Source organism: uncultured Maricaulis sp. (assembly GCF_947259345.1).
In the GTDB taxonomy this organism is placed as follows: domain Bacteria; phylum Pseudomonadota; class Alphaproteobacteria; order Caulobacterales; family Maricaulaceae; genus Maricaulis.
The window spans coordinates 72,735-91,346 of sequence record NZ_CAMYLS010000013.1 but is presented as its reverse complement, the minus strand read 5'-3'; the positions used below and the strand labels follow the sequence as shown (position 1 = coordinate 91,346).

Genomic DNA, 18,612 nt, shown 5'->3' with positions numbered 1-18,612 from the left:
TCATGAGCGAGCTTTTCAAACTCACCCTGTCCGACATCACCGCCAAGCTGAAGGCGCGTGAGGTCTCGGCTGTCGAACTGGCGACGGAAGGCCTGGCCCTGTGCGAAGCGGCGCAGCCCAAGCTGAATGCCTTCACGGCTTTCGATGCTGACAAGACGCTGGCCATGGCGAAGGCCTCGGATGAGAAACTCGCACGCGGCGAGGGCGGTCTCATCGAGGGCGCACCGCTGGCGATCAAGGATTTGTTCGCGGTTGAAGGCGTGCCGACAGCGGCCTCCTCGAACATTCTCAAGGGCTTCAAGCCGACTTACGAAAGCTCTGTCACGGCCAAGCTCTGGGAAAATGGCGGCGTCTTCCTGTGCAAGACCTCGATGGACGAGTTTGCCATGGGCTCGTCGAACGAGACCTCGAACACCGGCCCGGTCAATAATCCCTGGAAGGGCCCGAACGGCGAGATGCTGACACCGGGCGGCTCCTCGGGTGGGTCTGCGGCCGCTGTGGCGGCTGATCTGTGCTTTGGCTCGACGGGCACCGATACCGGCGGATCGATCCGCCAGCCGGCCTCTTTTACGGGCACGGTCGGGGTGAAAGCCACCTATGGCCGCACCTCGCGCTGGGGCACGGTGGCCTTTGCCTCTTCGCTTGATCATCCGGGTCCTTTCGCCAAGACGGTGAAGGACTCGGCGCTAATGCTGCAGGCCATGTCCGGTCATGATCCCAAGGACTCGACCTCCTTGCCCAATGACGTGCCGGACTTTGTCGCCGCCGTGGGTGGGTCGGTGAAAGGTTTGCGCATCGGCGTGCCCAAGGAATACCGGGTGGATGGCATGCCGGGCGAGATCGACGAGGTCTGGCAAAAGGGCATTGACTGGCTCAAGGCGGCGGGCTGCGAGATCGTCGACATCTCCCTGCCGCACACCAAATACGCCTTGCCGGCCTATTACATCGTCGCGCCGGCCGAGGCTTCGTCCAACCTGGCTCGCTATGACGGTATGCGCTACGGCAATCGCGTCGAGGGGACAAACCTCAATGCGACCTATGAAAACACGCGTGGCGCCGGTTTCGGCCATGAGGTCCAGCGCCGGATCATGATCGGCACCTATGTGCTCTCGGCCGGCTATTACGACGCCTACTACCTGCGCGCCCAGAAAGTGCGCACGCGCATCCTGCAGGATTTCCACGAGGCTTTTGAAAAGGTCGATGCCGTGCTGACCCCGTCGGCGCCATCGGCGGCGTTCGAGCTGGGTTCCAAGTCGGACGATCCGATCGCCATGTATCTCAATGACGTCTTCACCGTCACCGCCAACCTGGCCGGCCTGCCGGCCATGTCGGTCCCGGCCGGTGTCGACAAGGACGGCTTGCCGCTGGGGCTGCAGATCATCACCCCGGCGCTGGACGAGGAAACCATGTTCAAGGTCGGCGCCGCCATTGAGGATTCGGCCGGCTTCGTCGCCAAGCCGGAGAATTGGTGGGCCTGATGAGCACCCCGGACACCCAGCCTGACGGGCCCAAGCCCGGCGCGCCCAAAAGGCCGGATCGCGGCTTCATGATCATGATGGCCGTGCTCGGTCTCGCCTTCGGCCTGCCGACGGTTTATTCCGGCGGTGTGATGGTGGGGCAGGCTTTCGGATCGGGTGAGTTTCCGGCCATCGGTTTTGTCGTCCAGCTGGCCCTGGGGCTGATGCTGGCCGGCTTCGGTCTGGCAGCGATGATCGCAGTGGTGAAGAGTTTTGTGGGCACGTCGAATGGCAAAGACTGAGCCTGCGCACCCCGCCATGAAGCTGGCGCGCCCGAGTTTTCTGCTCGGTGCGCTCTTCGTGCTGGCCGCGGTCGTGGTGTTTCGCGGCATTGTCGAACTTGAGCCGCGCAATCTCTGGACCGTGCTCTTCGTGGTGCCCGGGATTGGTTTTTTGTTTTTCGGCCTGACCGTCGCCATGGCGGGACGGGTCCTGGTTGCGGCGATGAACACGCCGGAAGACGAGCGTCCCGGTTGGGATGACGACGAGGAAGATCGAGATGAGTGATCACAGCTATATCCTGCCGGGCGCGACCGGCGATTGGGAAGTTGTCATGGGGCTGGAGATCCATGCCCAGGTGGTCTCCAATGCCAAGCTGTTCTCCGGCGCGGCGACGGCCTTCGGCGCGGCGCCTAATACGCAGGTCTCCCTGGTCGATGCGGCCATGCCCGGCATGCTGCCAGTGATCAATGAACGCGTCGTCGAGCAGGCCGTGCGGACGGGGCTCGGCCTCAATGCCCAGATCAATCTCTGGTCTCGCTTTGACCGCAAGAACTATTTCTATCCCGATCTGCCGCAGGGCTATCAGATCAGCCAGTTCCAATTCCCGATCGTCGGCGAAGGCGAAATCGAGTGCGAGCGCGATGACGGCTCGCGCTTCACCGTGGGGATCGAGCGCCTGCACCTGGAACAGGATGCCGGCAAGTCGATCCACGACCTTGACCCCAACTCGACCTATGTCGATCTCAACCGTTCCGGCGTGGCGCTGATGGAAATCGTCTCGCGTCCGCATATCCGCTCGCCCGAAGAGGCCTCGGCCTATGTTGCCAAGCTGCGCACCATATTGCGCTATCTGGGCACCTGCGGCGGCGACATGGAAAAGGGCCAGCTGCGCGCCGATGTGAACGTCTCGGTGTGCAAGCCGGGCGCCTATGAGAAATTCCGCGAGACCGGCGATTTCTCGCACCTGGGCACGCGTTGCGAGATCAAGAATGTGAACTCGCTGCGTTTCATCCGGCAGGCCATCGAGTACGAAGCCCAGCGCCAGATCGACATCATCGAGGATGGCGGCAAGATCGATCAGGAAACCCGCCTGTTCGACGCCAATACCGGCGTGACGCGCTCCATGCGCTCCAAGGAAGAAGCGCATGATTACCGCTATTTTCCTGATCCCGACCTGCTGCCGCTCGAGCTGCAGCAGACCTGGGTCGACGAGATCAAGTCAAACCTGCCCGAACTGCCGGACCAGAAGCGTGTACGCCTGGTGTCCGAGCTGGGCCTGTCGGATTATGATGCCGCTGTCCTGTCCGCCGACAAGGACCGGGCCGATTATTTCGAGATTGTGGCCGAGGGCCGGGACGCCAAGCTGGCCTCCTCCTGGGTCAATAACGAGCTCTATGGCCGCCTCAACAAGGAAGGGCTGGACATCACCGAAAGCCCGGTCTCGGCCGAACAGCTGGGGGGTCTGATCGCCCTGATTTCCGACGACACCATCTCCGGGAAGATCGCCAAGGATGTGTTCGAGATACTGTGGAGTGAAGGCGGCGACCCGGCCAAGATTGTCGAGGATAAGGGCCTCAAACAGGTCACCGATACCGGCGCCATCGAAGCCGTCATCGACCAGCTCATCGCCGACAATCCCGACCAGGCCGCCCAGGTCAAGGACAAGCCCAAGACCATGGGCTGGTTCGTCGGCCAGGTGATGAAAGCCATGCAAGGCAAGGCCAACCCGAAAGCGGTGAACGAGATTCTGCGGAAGAAGCTGCTGGGGTAGGGTGGGCTGGACGTGTCGCTGGGCCGGAGTCGGACGACCGCGTCTCGGCGTGGTAATCAGCCGATCGCTTGTCGCGGACGAACAGTCATGGCGTCAGAGTTCGATTTCAAATTGGCCTGTCGCTGCATTGGTATTCATCCGTGGGCCCAGTCGGAACGATAAGCCCCTGCGTACATAATCAGGTGTTGAGATGACGGGCTGGCGCTCGAAGCGCCGGTCGGGCGGGGCAATCTTCGATACAAGACGCAGGGCGACCCGGCGCGAGCGCCCCGATGACCTGTGTGTAGACCAGCCCGGCACGGTCGCCGCGTGGTTGAATCGCCAATCCGCCCGGTCAGATCGCCAGCCAAGAGAACTTTCTGTGAGTTTTTGAGTTCAAGCCACCCTTTTGGGTGATTGTAACCGGGTCCGACGTGGGTGCACTTTTCTTGCCAGACATCTGGCCCTTTCTGCATGGGCGTATCGCGTTGACTTGGAATGCCTTTCACCACTCGGTGACGGTTCGTGGGTCAGTGCGCCAAGGTCAGATTGGGCAATGACATGGACGCGACCTGGAGTGTGGGCATGAGAATGAAATTGTTTGGCGGCATCTTGGCCGCAACGGTGTTTTGCATGCCGACTGACGCTCAGACACCGACCACGGATGGTGTGGAGTTCGTCATCAATACGCCGACGAACGGCACTCAAGGTTCGCCGAGCATAGCCAGCTTCGATGATGGCAGCTTCGTAGCCGTATGGTTCGATTATAGCCAGACGGCGCCGGACACCAGTTTCTCGGCAATCCGTGCTCAGCTTTTTGATGCAGCGGGTGCGCCAGCGGGCGGAAGCTTCCTTGTCAATTCTGTTACTACCGGAACACAGGAAAACCCCTCTGTGGCGGTTCTTGCGGGTGGCGGTTTTGTGATCGTCTGGGACGACCAGAGCGGGACAGCACCGGATACGAGCGGCAAAGCTGTTCGGGCGCAGCTTTACGATGCCGCAGGCGCGACGGTTGGTGCCGAATTCGTGGTGAACACCTTTACCACCGGGTCGCAATACGAGCCGGATGTCGCTGCGCTCGAGAATGGCGGGTTTGTCATTTCCTGGACCGATGGAAGCGGCGCCGGAACCGATGTGTCCGGGACCGCCATTCGCGCGCGTCTTTACAATTCTGTCGGAGTTGCAGCCGGCGTGGAGTTTCAGGTCAACACCACAACGTCATCATTCCAATCTCAACCCGAAGTCGCGGCACTGCCTGGTAGTGACTTTGTTGTGACATGGAGTGACAACAGCCAAGCGGCGCCGGATACGGACTTGCAATCCGTCCGCGCGCAACGTTTCGATGCAAGCGGGGCCGCGCTGGGCGGCGAATTCACCGTCAATACGACAACTGCTGATCAGCAATGGAGGCAAAGCGTTGCCGCGCTGGACGGCGGCGGTTTCGTAGTGACGTGGGCTGACTCAAGCGCGACCGGCGGTGACACGTCGGCGCAGGCAATCCGGGCGCAGCGGTATGACGCCGCCGGAGTGGCCGCTGGCGGCGAATTTCTGGTCAACACGACCACGACAGCCGCACAGAACACGCCCAGTGTCGCAAGCTTGACTGATGGTGGCTTCATGATCGCGTGGGCTGACTCGAGCGCAACCGGTGCTGACACATCCGATGCTGCTGTTCGAGCGCAGCGATTTGATGCGGTGGGTGACCCCGTCGGCGACGAATTTCTTGTCAACACAACCACTGCCAATGTTCAAAACTTGCCCGATCTCGTCGAACTTGTTGATGGGACGGTTCTCGTCGCGTGGTTTGATTTCAGCCAGACTGCGCCCGACACAAACCTTGGCGCCGTGCGAGCTCAGCGTTTCTCACTCGCGCCTCCAGGGCCTGTGGAACTGGTTTCAATCGATGATTCGAGTGCGTTTACCGGTCAAACACTCGCGTCGGAAGCGACGGGAAGCCTGTCGGGTGATCTGGTCCTGGACTTCGGTCTGTCAGACCAGTTTGTTCAGATGGGGGCGGGCGGCGTCGTTGAGCTGGAAATCACTGTCAACAATGCCCGCTTTTCGACAGTGGTGAATAGCGCTCCGGATGCGTCGGATGATGATTGCGATTTCCAGATCTCAAATGGTGGCGGTGCGCTAGGCGATTCCGTGATTTATCGCAGTATCGGTACGGTCAACCAGTGCTCGGGGTCTTCCGCGAACAATGCAACCATCACCCTGCCGATTGAGGTGATCTCTAACGGTGATGCGGTGAGCGTCGATGTGCGTTTCACGCCGACTGCCGATACGGGTAATTATGCCGGCGATGAAGAGCAAATAGAGTTGCTCAATTTCGAACCGCTGTTGTCGTTTGCTGTTGATTTTGATGATGCAGCCGCACCGCCGGTTGCCCAGTTCGACGCGGTGGGTGACGGGCTGCAGGGCTCGGGTGTTATTGCTCGCATTTCGCGCAGTCTGAACGGCAATGTGCTCGAGGCATCAATCGGCGGCGGCGCCAACTCGGTCGATAGCGCCGGCGATGTCGTGGCGAGCGCTGATGTGATCATCAGCTTCCCGGCCGGCGCGTCCGGTCTGGATGCGGCGGCGGTCGAGCTTGATGGCGTGGCGTGTCTGCCGGCTGTCTCCACGGCGCCTGCAGCTGTGTTCACATGCAATGTAAATGGAGCCGCGGTCGAGGCTTTCGACGGTGCGGCAAAGGGCTTGGTCACGATTACCGACGATGGCGATCCAGCAAGTTTCGTGACCGCGCAGACACCGACTGTCGCGCTCGATTTGACCGGTGATGCGGGCTTCGAGCCGGACGATCTCGCTGCTGCGGATGTTGCCCCGATCGAAATTGACAATGGTCTCGACGAGACGGCAGTGGCCGGTAGCTTCCCGTGGACAAGTTTGCGCGTTGCCGGTGGCACGCCGTCGAATTTCCGCATTACCGGGATTGCGAGTGCACTCGGCACACTGGCTGGCGAGGGTATTCGTGTGGATGTGAGCCGGGGGCTCGGAACGGCTGGAACCTCAAGTGCATTGATCTCGACGGCCGACCTGTCGCAAAGCCACAACGGGACCTGGACAGCGACCTTCTCGAGTGCTGATTTGGCTGCGGCACTTGGCATTGATGATTTCGCCCGAGCGAATGGTGATGTCAGCTTCACGCTGGTTCATGATGAGAGTGTCAATCATGCCGGGGCACAGGCCCGCCGGCTCCTGACCCGCAATGGGTTTGTGACCGGGACAGGGTTCGATCAGCCCTAGGTCGCTCGCAATTGCACTCGAAGGACGGTCTCGCTCGGCGCGGGCCGTCCTTGGTGCACTTGCCGCGACGCCCAGGTCAGGGTTTCCACCCCACCCGCCGCCGCTGCATGCGTCGGAGAGAGACGTTTGGGCTGACTGGGATGGCCAGAACCGGCAAACCTCTGGCTCACATCCCCTCATCAATGCTATCCCTCTGAAACTCAGGGGAGAGCGATGGCATGACCACACCTCAGGACGATAGCGCGCTGGATGAACTTCTGCCGATGGAGGTTCTGGAAGGTCGGGTGCGCGACGCCTGGGACTGGCTGGTGGCCAGCCTGCTCAATATCGATGTCGCTCTGCAGCTCGGCCTGGTCCTGGCCGCTTTCATTCCCGCGCTCATCTTCGGGCCGCGCCTGCGCCATGTCGTCGAAGGGCTGACCAACGGGCGGATCAAGACCGGTCTGGCGCGACGTCTCTTGACGGCAGCCATATCGCTGGCGACGCCGCTCGCCCTGGTTGGCGTGCTGGCCACGATCCGGATCGTCCTGGGCGCGCTGGATCGCCCCTTTGGCCTGATCGACGCCGCCATGAGCCTGATGACCGCCTGGCTGGTCATTCGCGCTGTCACCCTGATCATCCGCTCGCGCTTCTGGTCGAAGGTGGCTTTCTATGTGGCCTGGCCTGTTGCGGCGCTGGACGTGTTCGGCCTGCTCGATGATGTTGTCATGCAATTGCAGGCCCTGGCCATTCCGCTGGGCGAGACCGATGAGGGCGAGCCCGTCGACCTCTCCCTCTTCGATGTCCTGCGCACCCTGCTCTATTTTGGGGTCTTGTTCTGGCTGGCCTCACTGGCCGGGCGCACCGTCAATGCGCAGCTCGAGCGGACCGAGGAAATCTCGCCCGCCTTGCGCGCCCTGATCGCGAAAATCCTGGGCTTCGTCCTGCCGGTCGTTGCCTTGCTCGTGGCCCTGCAGCTCACTGGCTTCAACCTGGCGACCCTGGCGATCTTCTCCGGTGCGGTGGGTATCGGTGTCGGCCTGGGCCTGCAAAAGACGGTGGCAAATTTTGCCGCCGGTTTCACCCTGCTGGCCGACAAGTCGATCAAGCCTGGTGACGCACTGGAAGTGGATGGCCAGTTCGGCTGGGTGACCGGCATGCAGTCGCGCTATGTCTCCATGCGCACGCGCGACGGCACTGAGCACCTCATTCCCAACGAGCATTTCATCGCCAATGGCGTGATCAACTGGTCCAAGTCCGACCGGGTGGTGCGCCAGCATGCGCCCTTCGGTGTCTCGTATGACACGCTGGATCTTGAGCGCGTGCAGCAGCTCGCCGTCGAGGCGGCCAAGACCGTGGATCGAGTCGTGTCGGACAAGGACCCGGTCTGCAATCTCGTCGAGTATGGCGACAGCTCAGTCAATTTCGATCTGCGCTTCTGGATCTGTGATCCCGAGAACGGGCTCTCCAATGTGCGCAGCGACGTCTATATCGCGATCTGGAAGAGCTTTCACGAGAACGAGATCGAATTCCCCTATCCGCAGATCGACATCCATGTCCGCGACATGCCGGCGAATGCGAAGAAGGCAGGGGGCGCGATCGGGGCCAAGGACAAGGCCAAGGCCGAGCCGTCCTAGCTACGGGCAAAAAAGAAGGCCGCGAGGCAGATGCCACGCGGCCATCGAGTTGCTGGTGTATCGGCCAACGCGGTCAGGTCCGAACGCGTTGGCTTCCACGTGACAAGCATGTGGCGTTACCGACAATTGGTAAAATCGATAATTTCTGTTCCGTCATTGATGTGGTCTATAGCCGGGCCCGTGCCCACTTACACGTGTATCGCGCGCATGCATTCCTGTTGGATTACAATCCGTTTACAGCGCCAATGGCTTAGGAAATCGGTAATACAACCTTTGGATAGTCATCGGGCCGCAACGAAGGCGGGGCACAGACCGATCTTCGGATGGCGTTCTCAGACTTGAGGGGTGCGGGCATGGGGATCGCACCCCTTTTTCTGTCACGGTGTCAGGATTTCGGGCGCGCCCAGGCCGACCGCCGGATCAGCCCGCCGCCGAGGGCCAGTCCGGCCAGGGTCGCGGCGATCACAGGCAGGCCCGACGGCCAGATCATCATTGCAAGGGCCGGGGCGGCCACCGCCATCACGAGCGGGAGGGCGAGCAGCGTGCTGGTGCGCCACAGTACCCGCACGAGACCGACCAGCTCCGAGCCTATCGGCTTGCGCCAGACAATCAGGGCGATCACCGCTAGCCCGATCCGAATGGCGTGGCCCTCGGTTGTGAGTGGAAAATTGATCATGATGTGGGCGATCACGGCGGGCCAGATCGTGCCGGCGCGCAAGGTGGCGAAGCCCAGGCCGACGCTGCCGACGACGAGTCCGATGAAGGTGGCCATCATGGCGGCATCGGCTTGCAGGTACTGGACGTGTAGCAGGGCAAAGAGCGCTGTTGTTGCGACCAGAGCCGCACCGGGCGCCGCGCCTTCCAGGAAGCGGCCCAACACATAGCTGCGCCAGCCCAGTTCTTCGAGCAGCGGAACAAGCGCGAAGCTTCCGACCGCCATGAAGATCCAGAAGTCGAGATCCCAGGGCGCATCCCGCAGTGCGGCCCAGATCGGCGTGTCCGCGCCTATGGGAGCGATGTCCTGAAGGATGAAAACAGTCGACGGGATGATCGAGATCAACAGACCCAGCAACAGGCCGTAGCGGACCGGGTGGGTGATTTTGGGCGTCGGTGTGGCGAGGGCATAGGCCGGGGCCGAGCGCCGTCCCCGCAGCAGGGCGAAGACGAGGGCGAGGCCGGCAAGCACGCCATACTGGACGCCGAATTGCTGGGTAAGGGCCCAGGCGCCTGCCATCAGATCGCGCGGTGACCCCGTCAGGCCCAGAGCGTCGGCGAGGCCGGGACTGATCTGGGGCGTGATCCAGAGCGCGGCGGCCAGGCTCGCGCCCATTACCAGGGCAATCTCCAGCGGCGCGGAGAGGGCATGTCGCCAATTGCGGCGGGACGGGTTGGGTTGGAAGGAAAGGTCGGTCATGAGGCCATCCATCATTGAGTGATGGACGGGCTGTGCGGCAAAGTGTCGGCGCTGTCGTCCAGAGCGATTCAGAGCCTTCATATGGACGCCGGATTTGTGGTTTTTCAGTGAGTTAGTTCTCGTCGCCAGGCGGCGGGCGAGCCCGTGCGGAGCGTCTTGAAGACGGCATAGAAGCCTGATTTGGACCCGAATCCGGCATCATGGGCGAGGCCCAGCAGGGAGACGCGGCTGTTGACCGGATCACGGATCAGCATCGCGAGCGTGTCCAGCCGGGCTTCATTGACCAGGTCGTGAAAGCTGGTGGCGCCGCCCGATCGAATGGCGCGGTGCAGGCGTTCCGGGCTCCAGCCGATCTGGTCGACCAATTGGCTGCTGGTCAGATTGGGGTCGAGATGGGGCTGCCCGTCGGCCAGGAGGGCGCGAAGCTGGCCGAAATCGGCCCGTGCGGCCTCCAGGTCACGGCGGTCCATCAGACGCGTCTCGTCGCTGCGCAGCGGGTCGAGATGGAAGACACCTTCCGCGCGCAGGCCGTGGTACCCGGCCCAGCTGATCTGCAGGCACTGGGCGGCGAGAAGGGTGGCGACATGAAGCGGGATCGGCAGGGGCGTCAGAATCGACAGCGCGAACACGGCGAGCTGGATCACCAGCATGCCGACCGTGCTCCAGATCCAGATCCGGATCCATCCAAGTCCGGCACTTTCCAGATTGGACAGTCGGGTTTTCGCCGCACGCCGGAAGCGTTGCAGGCGTTGCAGGGCCGAAACGGGGAAATAGAAGGAGGCCAGCATGGCCAGTGGCGGCAAAAGCATCAGCCAGGCCTGGCTGATATCAATGGCGATCGCTCCGTTCACGAAGCGCGGCGAGAGCGTCAGCACGCCGGAGAGCAGGATCGCCGCACAGGCCACTGTGAGTGCCGCCGCCCGATAGGGCCCAGCCCCGGTCTGGTGGGTCGCCTCGGCAACCTGGAGGTATTGGGCCGGCGCGAACAGGACGGACATCGTCTGGGCGATGAGGGTGGCCGCCAGCAGACCGGTGCCGTCCAGACTTTGTGAGCCGGTCAGCGCGAGAAAATAGATCCCGTGCAAAACCAGCCAGGCGCCCAGCCAGCGATCGCCCAGGACCCGCTTGCGCTTGCTCGCGAGGAAGCACAGCAGGAAGAGGCTCAGACTCGCCCCGGTAATGGAAAGCGCCAGGATCACGAGCGTGATCCTATTTCAACAAGCCGATCTCGCGAAGGCGCTGATTGAGGAAATCATTGGCGCGCATCGGCTCGGGGTATTTGTCCGGATTGTCCGGCCCGGCACAGCCCGGCAGGGTCTCGATCATGTAATCGGGCCGATAGTGCAGGAAGAAGGGCAGGGAGTAACGCGAGAAACCGGTGCGAGCGCCGGCCGGATTGATCACCCGATGCTGGGTCGAGGGCAGGACATCATTGGTCGAGCGGGCCAGCATGTCGCCCATATTCACGACCAGGCAGCCGGGCGGCGGGTTCATGTCGATCCACTCGCCGCTGCGCGTCCTGACCTGGAGGCCGGGCTCTTCGGCGCCCAGCAGGAGCGTGATGGTATTGATGTCGCCATGCGCTTCGGCGCGGATCGATCCGCCCGGATCACCGGTCACTGGCGGATAGTGCAGAAGGCGCATCACCGAATTGCCGTCCTTCACCGCATCATCGAAATAGGTTTCTTCCAGACCCAGATCGATCGCGATGGCCCGCAGGACCTGAACGCCGAGGGCGTCGAAGGCGTCATAGAGGCCGTGCACGGTCTCACGCCAGCCTGCGATTTCCTCGGGTACAAGATTGGGCGCCATGTCGGCCTCATACTTGTGGCCGGCCGGCAGGTCGCGCCCGACATGCCAGAACTCCTTCAGGTCGACATGCTTGGCATTCTTGGCGATCTCCTTGCCAAACGGGGTATAGCCGCGCGCGCCGCCGCCACCCTCGACGAGATATTGCATCTTTGTCGTTTCGGGCAGGGCGAAGAATTCCGCCGCCTTGTCATAGGCCGCCTTGATCAGCGCGTCATCGAGACCATGGTCCGAGATCGCCGCAAAGCCGAACTCGCGAAAACTCTTGCCGATCTCGGCGGCAAAGCGGGCCTTGTCGGTCCGCGCGAGCGTCATCGAGACGGGCGGAAAACGGGAAAGGATATCGGACGGCATGGCGGGCTCCTGTCGGCGCTGCCTAGCCAATAAGCCGTGGTGCCGGGCGTGCCAACACCTCATGTGTGTGGCGGCTGGCCGCACTCGCGTCGTTCGCGCCTCACGCGCATGGACTTGCGTGGTGATCCTGGCCGGGCCTAACTGGCAGCGGGAATAGGGGGGCATCATGACGGACACCGTCGATGCTGGCGAAACGAAATCGATCCCGGGCGCTGACGCCTGGCAGCGGGCCGGCTTGACCCGGCGCGAGGCCATACGGCGTGAGCGGGTCGAGCGCTGGCGTGCGGAAACCCTGTCGCCCTGGGAGGCGCCGGCGCCGGGTCTGCTCGCCTGGCTGGCCTGGCGCACAGTATTCAAGGGGTTTCAGCCGCTCTGTCTGATTGTCGCGCTCGCCTTGGCCGGCTGGTTCGCCGTCAAATGGCTGGACCAGACCGGGGGATTGCAGGCCCATGTCGAGCCTGTGCCGAGCGAGGCGGCGCGATTGGTCGAGCAGGTGCGACGTGCCGTTCCACCCGGGCGGGATGCTCGGGAGCTTTGGATTGCGCGTCTTGAAGCGGCAATCCGTGGCGACCAGCGCCGACGGGCCGATATGGATCGATTTTACAGTTGGGCTGCATTGGGACCGGACCTGATCGGGCGCGACCGGCTGGCGCTGGATGCAATGGCAGGTGCCGCTGGTCCGCGCGCTGTGGATGCCGAGTTGCGGGCCAGCCCTGACTGGCAGCGCCGTCAACGTCTTGACGAGGCGTGGCGCGGGGCGGTCGCGCGGGGGCGAGCGCGGGGCCTGGAGCCGCCATCTCTGGTTTTCGCGCCTGACGCGCTCAATCGTCGACGAGACGAGCGTCAGTTTGCCTGGGCTGTGGCCCGCGAAAGCGCCGAGGGGTTTTTCCGCGGCGACCACCGGGGGCAGTTCGAGATGCGATCCGTGCCCGGTCTGGTCGGTGAAACGCCGGGACCAACGCGCCTCTATGGCGGTGTGCGGCATTTGATCATGCAGCTTTGTGCCGAGGCCCGGGTCGACATGGCCGGTTGTGACAGTCCGATCATTCCGCCCGCGGCAGCGGATGACCTGGCCCTCGCACTTGCCGCGATTGAGTCCGGTCTGGTTGAATTGCCGGCGCGGGGTCGATCCATGATCTCCGGCGCTGAAATCCTCACCGCGGCGCGTCGTGCCGGGCGTCTCAATGCGCGCTTGGAGGCTTGGCTGGCCGATATCGCGCCACAGGTCGTCCCTGAATCGGCTGTACGAGATGCGGTCGACCTCGCCGGTGTGCGACCCGATATTGCATTTGCAGCGCCAGCGCGGATGACGCCACGCTTGGCCGCCCGATCTGACGCCCGTACGGTGGATCAGGCGGTGGATCTGGCAACAGCGCTGCAGCGAGTGGCGGACCTGCGGGACGCGACCTCAAGCTTTGAGGCCATTCGTTTGATGGAATATCCCGACAGCCCGGCCGCCCTTGATGACCTTCAGCGGATCGGTGAACTGGCGGGCCCGGCGACGCTGGCCGTCATGGAGTGGCTGGGTGAGGGGGCGTATGACGCGCTCCAGCCCGTGCCGGATCAACCGCAGGCGGACTCGGACGTCAGGCGTGGTGTGATGCTTTCGGTGATGGCGGCCGCGTTCGTCCTGATGCTGACGCTTATACGGGTTGCCACGCCTGAACATCTGCGCCGGGCCAGCCGGACAAGTCTTACCGATGCGTGGATGTCGCGTTTACTACTCGGTAGGAAAATCTAATAGATTTAAATACTTAAGGCCGATTTTTCTGATTCGGCTTAACCTTAATGCAATTCTCTTTGCTCAGGATCACATCTGTTCGAAGGCATTCGGACTGGATGGTGGTTGCGGGTCACAGGTCAAAACGACAGGACCCGCCAGTGTAAAGTAAGGGGAAGTCCCATGGCGTTCACGGACGTAGAAACGGCCCAAGCGCATCAAGCCGCATTTGCCGACCCGACGGGTGAGGATCTGTGCAAGCTTGGTATCTTGTATTCAACGGGCCAGGGTGGCGAGATCGACTATGTCGAAGCGCACAAATGGTTCAATCTGGCAGCCCTGATGGGTTCGGAACCGGCCAAGTATTATCGCGCCGAGATTTCCGACCAGATGTCCTCGATGGACGTCGCAGCCGCCCAGCGCGCGGCCCGCGAATGGCTGTCGACCCGCCACTAGGCGTTACCGACACGACCGATTGCCAGCCGGCGGATGGGGGCATCTGCCGGCCGCAATACTCACGCGCCCGCAGATCCGCAAGAATGGCCGGCGTTTGTGATTGGGTGGCGGAGTGATGACGGTGCTGATCCGGGGACAGGTATAATTAACGCGCGTAGCCGCGTTAATTATACCTGTCCCCTAAGCAGCTCAGTTATTCGTGATCGCGTCGGCGATGGCGTAGGAGAAGGCCTGGTCCAGTGGCAGGACGCCGGAGACATACTGGTCCACGAAAACGCCGATCTCAGCCACGGTCGAGCGGGGCACGAAGATGATGTCGTGGCGCCGGATCTGGATATCATCCGCGCCCTCCCGTCCCCGCAGCGCATCGTGCAGATTGACCGTGCGCATCATCAGCGCGCCGCCCGGCTGGCGCCGCAGGACGACGACATCGCCGCGGGCGGCCGAATTCAGGAAACCGCCGGCCAGCAGGATGGCCTCGAGCGCACCCACCGGGCCAGTCAGGGCGACCAGGCCGGGATTATTCACCTCGCCGCCGACGATGATGTTCTGCGGACCGAGCGCTGCGCGGCGCACTTCGATGATCGGTGAGACCAGGACATCCCGTGCATAGGCGTCGGCGAGCGTGTTGGCGATTTCGTAATCGGTCTTGTCGGCAACCATCACATTGCCCAGAAGGGGCAGGGAGACCCGTCCATCCGGGCCGATCTCGGCCGTGCGCGAGAGTTCGGGGGCGGAGTGAACGGTGACATCAATGCTGTCGCCCGGATAAAAGCGGTAAGCTGGGTCGGTGTCCTGCCAGGCGGCAAAGCGCGGCTCGCCCCACTCTGACGTGGCGGGCGCAGAGGGCGTGCCGGCGCAAGCGCCGAGGGCGAGCGGCAGGCCAAGCAGGGCGGCGGCGCAGAGGCCGGTTCGGATCGCGCGCATGAAATATCTTTCCGATCGACTGTTCGGACCCATTCTCCACGCGGCATGGATAACAAATTTTTAAGCGCGAGCAGGCTCTTATTGGCGCATGACGCGCGCATATCACGATACAGGCTCCGCCCAGGCTGGAGCTGTCGGGACAGTTGACGCTCCCCGGCGGGAGCTCGACCTGTTCGACGTGATCGCTCTGGCCTGGTCGCAGAAGGGCTTTATCGCCTTGATTTTTGCGGTGATTTTCGCGGTTGGCGTGGCCGCGTCCCTGATCCTTCTCCAGCCCAGCTATACGGCCGAGACACGGCTTCTCGTCCTGCTCGATTCGAATCCCACGCCAACAGCGGCCGGTGTTGGCGATGCTTTCATGCTCGATCAGGTCATGCAGTCGGAAAGCGAATTGTTGAGTTCGGATGCAGTCCGCCGCCTGGCGCTGGAGACACTGGGTGCGGATGTCGTGCTGGGTGAGGCGGCCGGATTGAATGCGGACGGAATTGCCCTGCGCGAATTGCGGGCCGGCTTCGAATTGTCTCGCGAGCCCAATTCCTCGGCCATCAATGCCAGTTTCAAGTCGCGCTCGGCCGAACGCTCGGCGCTGATCCTCAATACGATTGTCGACGCCTATCTGGCCTATCGCGAGCAGGTTCTCTTCGAGACCGGTTTTTCCGGCCTGGAAGTCCGCCGAGAGCAGGCCGATACGGCGGTTCGCACTGCCCGCGGCGAGCTGGAAAGCTTTCTTCTGGCCAATGAAATTGCCAATTTCGAAGCAGAGCGCGGCACGGCGGAAAATCTGGTCGGCAATCTGACCGAGCGGATCAGCCAGGCCCGTGGCGAACGTGACATGGCACTGGCCGGGGCGTCGGCGCTGCGGGAACGGCTGACGCAAATCCCGGAAAGTATCGAGCTTTATGTGGAGAATGGCGTGTCAGGTGTCCTGCTGGACCGGCGGGCCGAACGCGCCAGTCTGCTGTCGCGCTATCAACCGGCAGCGCCGGCAGTCCAGGCCGTAGAGCGTGAAATCGCGGCAATCGAGAGCTTCATAGCCTCCGGTGCCGCGGAAGGCGAAGGGCAACGGCGCACGGGAGCCAATCCGGTTCGCCAGGCCCTGGAATCGGAGCTCGCCACCCGTGAGGCCAACGCCGAGGCCCAGGCCTCGCTCGCCACGGCGCTGGAGCAACAGGCACGCGCCAACCGGGCCTTGATCAGCCGTCTCCGTCAGCTTGAGCCCGAATATACGCGCCTGGCTCAAAACGTCACCGCCGCAGAAGAAGCGGCCGCGGCGGTTGCCGGTCTGGAGGCGACAGCCTCGGCACGTCGCTCACCCAGCCTGGGCGCCGCCGATGCGGTGCGCCTGATTGATCGCGCTTCGCCGCCGATGGAGGGGCAGTCGATGAAGAAGCTGGGCCTGATCGGGGCCTTTGTGGCCGCGGCCGGTATCGCGCTTTTCCTCGGACTGCTTCGCGGCTACTGGCTGACCTATGTCCGCGCAGTCGCCTTGCCGCGACCGCGACCCGTCGCGTCGGCGTCAGCGGTCGCGACGCAGCCGGCTCCCGGCCACCCGGTGGCCGCCAATGATCCGTTCGACGGTCTGCCCGTCCTTGCGCATGTCGCCGACCGCTCTGTGTAAGCGCGTCGTTAACCTCGTTTCTCGCATTCTGTGACGAACCGAATCGCTCAGGGCGTTGTCGTCACATGAACCTCACCGCGGACCTTTCCCAGCTCATCGACGAGCTTGAACCAATCGCCCGTCCGGGCGGGCAGGGGCGTGTCCTCATGGTGATGGGGGCCAGCCGCGGCGCCGGGGCGTCGACCGTGGCACGCGAATTGGCGCGTCTGGCGGCCCGGCGGTCCACACGCGGCGTCTGGCTTTACGATCTCGATTTCAACGCCAATGCCCAGGCTGAGGCGGCGCGCGTTCAGGGGCAGGCCTTTGATGCCGGCTTCGGGCGTGAGCCCTTCTGGTCCCTGAGCACGCAGGATGGCGAGAAGGCTCGTATCATTGCGAGACAGTCGGCTGTTCCCAATCTTTTTGTCACCGCGTTGCAGGCCCGTCCGGGCGCCGTGCGGCAGGCCACGCTTCGTGCTGCGCCGGACTATTGGGCTGCCGTGCGAGGCTCCGTTGACCTGGCTGTCATCGATGCGCCAGGGAGTTCGCGGGCTCCGCTCTCGCTGGTCGAGGATGCGGATGGTGTGATTCTCGTCGCCGATTCCCGGCTCAGCCGTGTCGATGGTATCCAGGCCCGGCGCGCGGCCATCGAAGCGCGTGGCGGCGTGGTCGCCGGCCTCATTCTCAACCGGATGCGGAGCGGCGTTCGGAGCGCGGCATGAGCCTCGCTGCCAGCCACGATCCTGCCTTCCTGGCCGTCTGGCGCCAGGCTCCGGCCTTCCGTTTTACCGGCGTGATTGAGGGCGGGTTGACCCTGCTCTGCCTTTTCCTGTTTTCCCAGGGCCTGATCGGGCCACTCTTCGCTGATCCGGCCGATCCGGACAGTTCGGTTGTGCTGCGCCTGATATGGCTGCCTGTCTACGCCATAACGCTTGCACTCGCCGTGACCCGACCGGGCGCGATGATGCGCATCCTGACCGGCAATTGGTTGCTGCTGGCCCTGGTGCTCTTGACGGCGGTTTCGGTGATCTGGTCGATTGCGCCGGACACCACGCTACGCCGGTCCTTTGCTCTGGTCATGACGACCCTGTTCGGATTCTGGATGGCGGCGCGCTGGTCCTGGCGGGCACTCATTCAACTGACTGCCGCGACCTTTATCGGTCTGGCGATACTCTCCACTCTGATGGCGATCGGCATGCCGTCCCTCGGCGTCGATCACGAAGTCCATGCCGGTGCGTGGAAGGGCGTCTGGTGGGAGAAGAATACGCTCGGTGCCATGATGGCCTGGGGGGCCGTGGCCTGTTTTGCAGCGCTGCACATGGATCCGCGTCGGCGCTGGATATGGATGGGTGGTGCCTTGCTGTGCTGCGCCCTGGTTCTGCTTTCGACGTCAAAGACAGCCTTGCTGGCACTCCTCCTGGGAACGGGCGGTGCGATCGGGATCGCGCTATGCCGGCGCGGTTTCGGGTTTGCCTCCCTGATGCTGTTTCTGGGCCTGTCGGGCGGTGTTGCCGGGGCGCTCATCCTGCTCATTGCGCCGGTGGAATTCCTTGAGCTCCTGGGCCGCGACGCAACGCTGACGGGGCGGACCGATATTTGGGGCATCCTCTCGCGCCAGGTCGGTGAAGTTCCGTGGACCGGCTATGGCTATATGGCCTTTTGGGCGGACGAGACCGGACCGGTCTACTGGGTCCGTCAGGGCACGGACTGGCCAGTTCCAACGGCGCATAATGGCTGGATCGAGACAGCGCTGGCGATCGGAATTCCAGGCGTGATGATGATGGCGCTGGTCTTTGGACGAGCGCTCATTCGCGCCTTGTCGCGCCTGTTCGCTGGGCCGGAGACCTATTGGACATTGACCTTCCTGGCCATGCTCGGCCTGGTCAGCATTTCGGAGTCCAATCTCCTGCAGCAAAACGCGATTGGCTGGGTCTTGCTGGTCGCGACGGCCGCCAAATTGGCCGACCGACGCGCAAAGTGA

15 protein-coding genes are annotated in these 18,612 nt (G+C 63.0%); 11 read left to right on the top strand and 4 right to left on the bottom strand.

The annotated features are described in order from the left end of the window. The first annotated feature begins 2 nt into the window (after positions 1-2). The 6 genes from gatA (at position 3) to Q0X62_RS06735 (ending at position 8,354) form a co-directional block, all read left to right on the top strand. Complete coding sequence (gene gatA, locus Q0X62_RS06760; RefSeq protein WP_297733102.1) at positions 3-1,478, top strand: Asp-tRNA(Asn)/Glu-tRNA(Gln) amidotransferase subunit GatA; 1,476 nt, start codon at positions 3-5, stop codon at positions 1,476-1,478. Then, positions 1,478-1,759: a hypothetical protein gene (locus Q0X62_RS06755; RefSeq protein ID WP_297733099.1), complete on the top strand. Its 282-nt coding sequence runs from the start codon at positions 1,478-1,480 to the stop codon at positions 1,757-1,759. Before gatA ends, Q0X62_RS06755 begins: the two co-directional genes overlap by 1 nt. Continuing rightward, entirely contained in the window at positions 1,746-2,024 is a 279-nt protein-coding gene (locus tag Q0X62_RS06750) for a hypothetical protein (RefSeq protein ID WP_297733096.1), read from the top strand. Before Q0X62_RS06755 ends, Q0X62_RS06750 begins: the two co-directional genes overlap by 14 nt. Continuing rightward, positions 2,017-3,510 (top strand): Asp-tRNA(Asn)/Glu-tRNA(Gln) amidotransferase subunit GatB, encoded by a 1,494-nt coding sequence (gene gatB, locus Q0X62_RS06745; RefSeq protein WP_297733094.1) that lies wholly within the window; start codon positions 2,017-2,019, stop codon positions 3,508-3,510. The genes Q0X62_RS06750 and gatB overlap by 8 nt, the downstream gene beginning before the upstream one ends. A 564-nt stretch (positions 3,511-4,074) precedes the next feature. Next, positions 4,075-6,738 (top strand): hypothetical protein, encoded by a 2,664-nt coding sequence (locus Q0X62_RS06740; RefSeq protein WP_297733092.1) that lies wholly within the window; start codon positions 4,075-4,077, stop codon positions 6,736-6,738. Positions 6,739-6,956: 218 nt separating this feature from the next. Next, the gene (locus Q0X62_RS06735; RefSeq protein ID WP_297733089.1) at positions 6,957-8,354 is read left to right on the top strand and encodes a mechanosensitive ion channel domain-containing protein; all 1,398 of its coding nucleotides are present in this window, start codon (positions 6,957-6,959) and stop codon (positions 8,352-8,354) included. 385 nt (positions 8,355-8,739) lie between these two features. On the opposite strand, the gene Q0X62_RS06730 is transcribed toward Q0X62_RS06735, so the two are convergent. The 3 genes from Q0X62_RS06730 to Q0X62_RS06720 all read right to left on the bottom strand — a co-directional run bounded on the left by Q0X62_RS06730 (position 8,740) and on the right by Q0X62_RS06720 (position 11,931). Then, positions 8,740-9,768, bottom strand: coding sequence for a CPBP family intramembrane glutamic endopeptidase (locus Q0X62_RS06730; protein ID WP_297733086.1), 1,029 nt, complete (start codon positions 9,766-9,768; stop codon positions 8,740-8,742). A 104-nt stretch (positions 9,769-9,872) separates the two neighbouring features. Continuing rightward, on the bottom strand, positions 9,873-10,967 hold the full coding sequence (locus tag Q0X62_RS06725) for an AraC family transcriptional regulator (RefSeq protein WP_297733084.1): 1,095 nt from the start codon (positions 10,965-10,967) through the stop codon (positions 9,873-9,875). Between the two features lie 10 nt (positions 10,968-10,977). Further along, positions 10,978-11,931: a 2-oxoglutarate and iron-dependent oxygenase domain-containing protein gene (locus tag Q0X62_RS06720; RefSeq protein WP_297733081.1), complete on the bottom strand. Its 954-nt coding sequence runs from the start codon at positions 11,929-11,931 to the stop codon at positions 10,978-10,980. Positions 11,932-12,097: 166 nt separating this feature from the next. Between Q0X62_RS06720 and Q0X62_RS06715 the strand changes: the two genes are divergently transcribed. Then, positions 12,098-13,672 (top strand): hypothetical protein, encoded by a 1,575-nt coding sequence (locus Q0X62_RS06715; protein ID WP_297733078.1) that lies wholly within the window; start codon positions 12,098-12,100, stop codon positions 13,670-13,672. 162 nt (positions 13,673-13,834) lie between these two features. After that, positions 13,835-14,107 carry a hypothetical protein gene (locus tag Q0X62_RS06710; RefSeq protein WP_297733075.1) on the top strand — a complete coding sequence of 91 codons (273 nt, stop codon included), beginning with the start codon at positions 13,835-13,837 and terminating at the stop codon, positions 14,105-14,107. Positions 14,108-14,296: 189 nt separating this feature from the next. Here the strand turns inward: Q0X62_RS06710 and Q0X62_RS06705 are convergent, their stop codons facing one another. Further along, positions 14,297-15,034: a polysaccharide biosynthesis/export family protein gene (locus Q0X62_RS06705; protein ID WP_297733073.1), complete on the bottom strand. Its 738-nt coding sequence runs from the start codon at positions 15,032-15,034 to the stop codon at positions 14,297-14,299. 88 nt (positions 15,035-15,122) lie between these two features. Between Q0X62_RS06705 and Q0X62_RS06700 the strand changes: the two genes are divergently transcribed. The 3 genes from Q0X62_RS06700 (at position 15,123) to Q0X62_RS06690 (ending at position 18,612) form a co-directional block, all read left to right on the top strand. Continuing rightward, positions 15,123-16,652 carry a Wzz/FepE/Etk N-terminal domain-containing protein gene (locus Q0X62_RS06700; RefSeq protein WP_297733070.1) on the top strand — a complete coding sequence of 510 codons (1,530 nt, stop codon included), beginning with the start codon at positions 15,123-15,125 and terminating at the stop codon, positions 16,650-16,652. Between the two features lie 65 nt (positions 16,653-16,717). Continuing rightward, positions 16,718-17,353, top strand: a complete 636-nt coding sequence (locus Q0X62_RS06695) for a hypothetical protein (RefSeq protein WP_297733067.1) — start codon at positions 16,718-16,720, stop codon at positions 17,351-17,353. Continuing rightward, entirely contained in the window at positions 17,350-18,612 is a 1,263-nt protein-coding gene (locus Q0X62_RS06690; RefSeq protein ID WP_297733064.1) for an O-antigen ligase family protein, read from the top strand. The genes Q0X62_RS06695 and Q0X62_RS06690 overlap by 4 nt, the downstream gene beginning before the upstream one ends.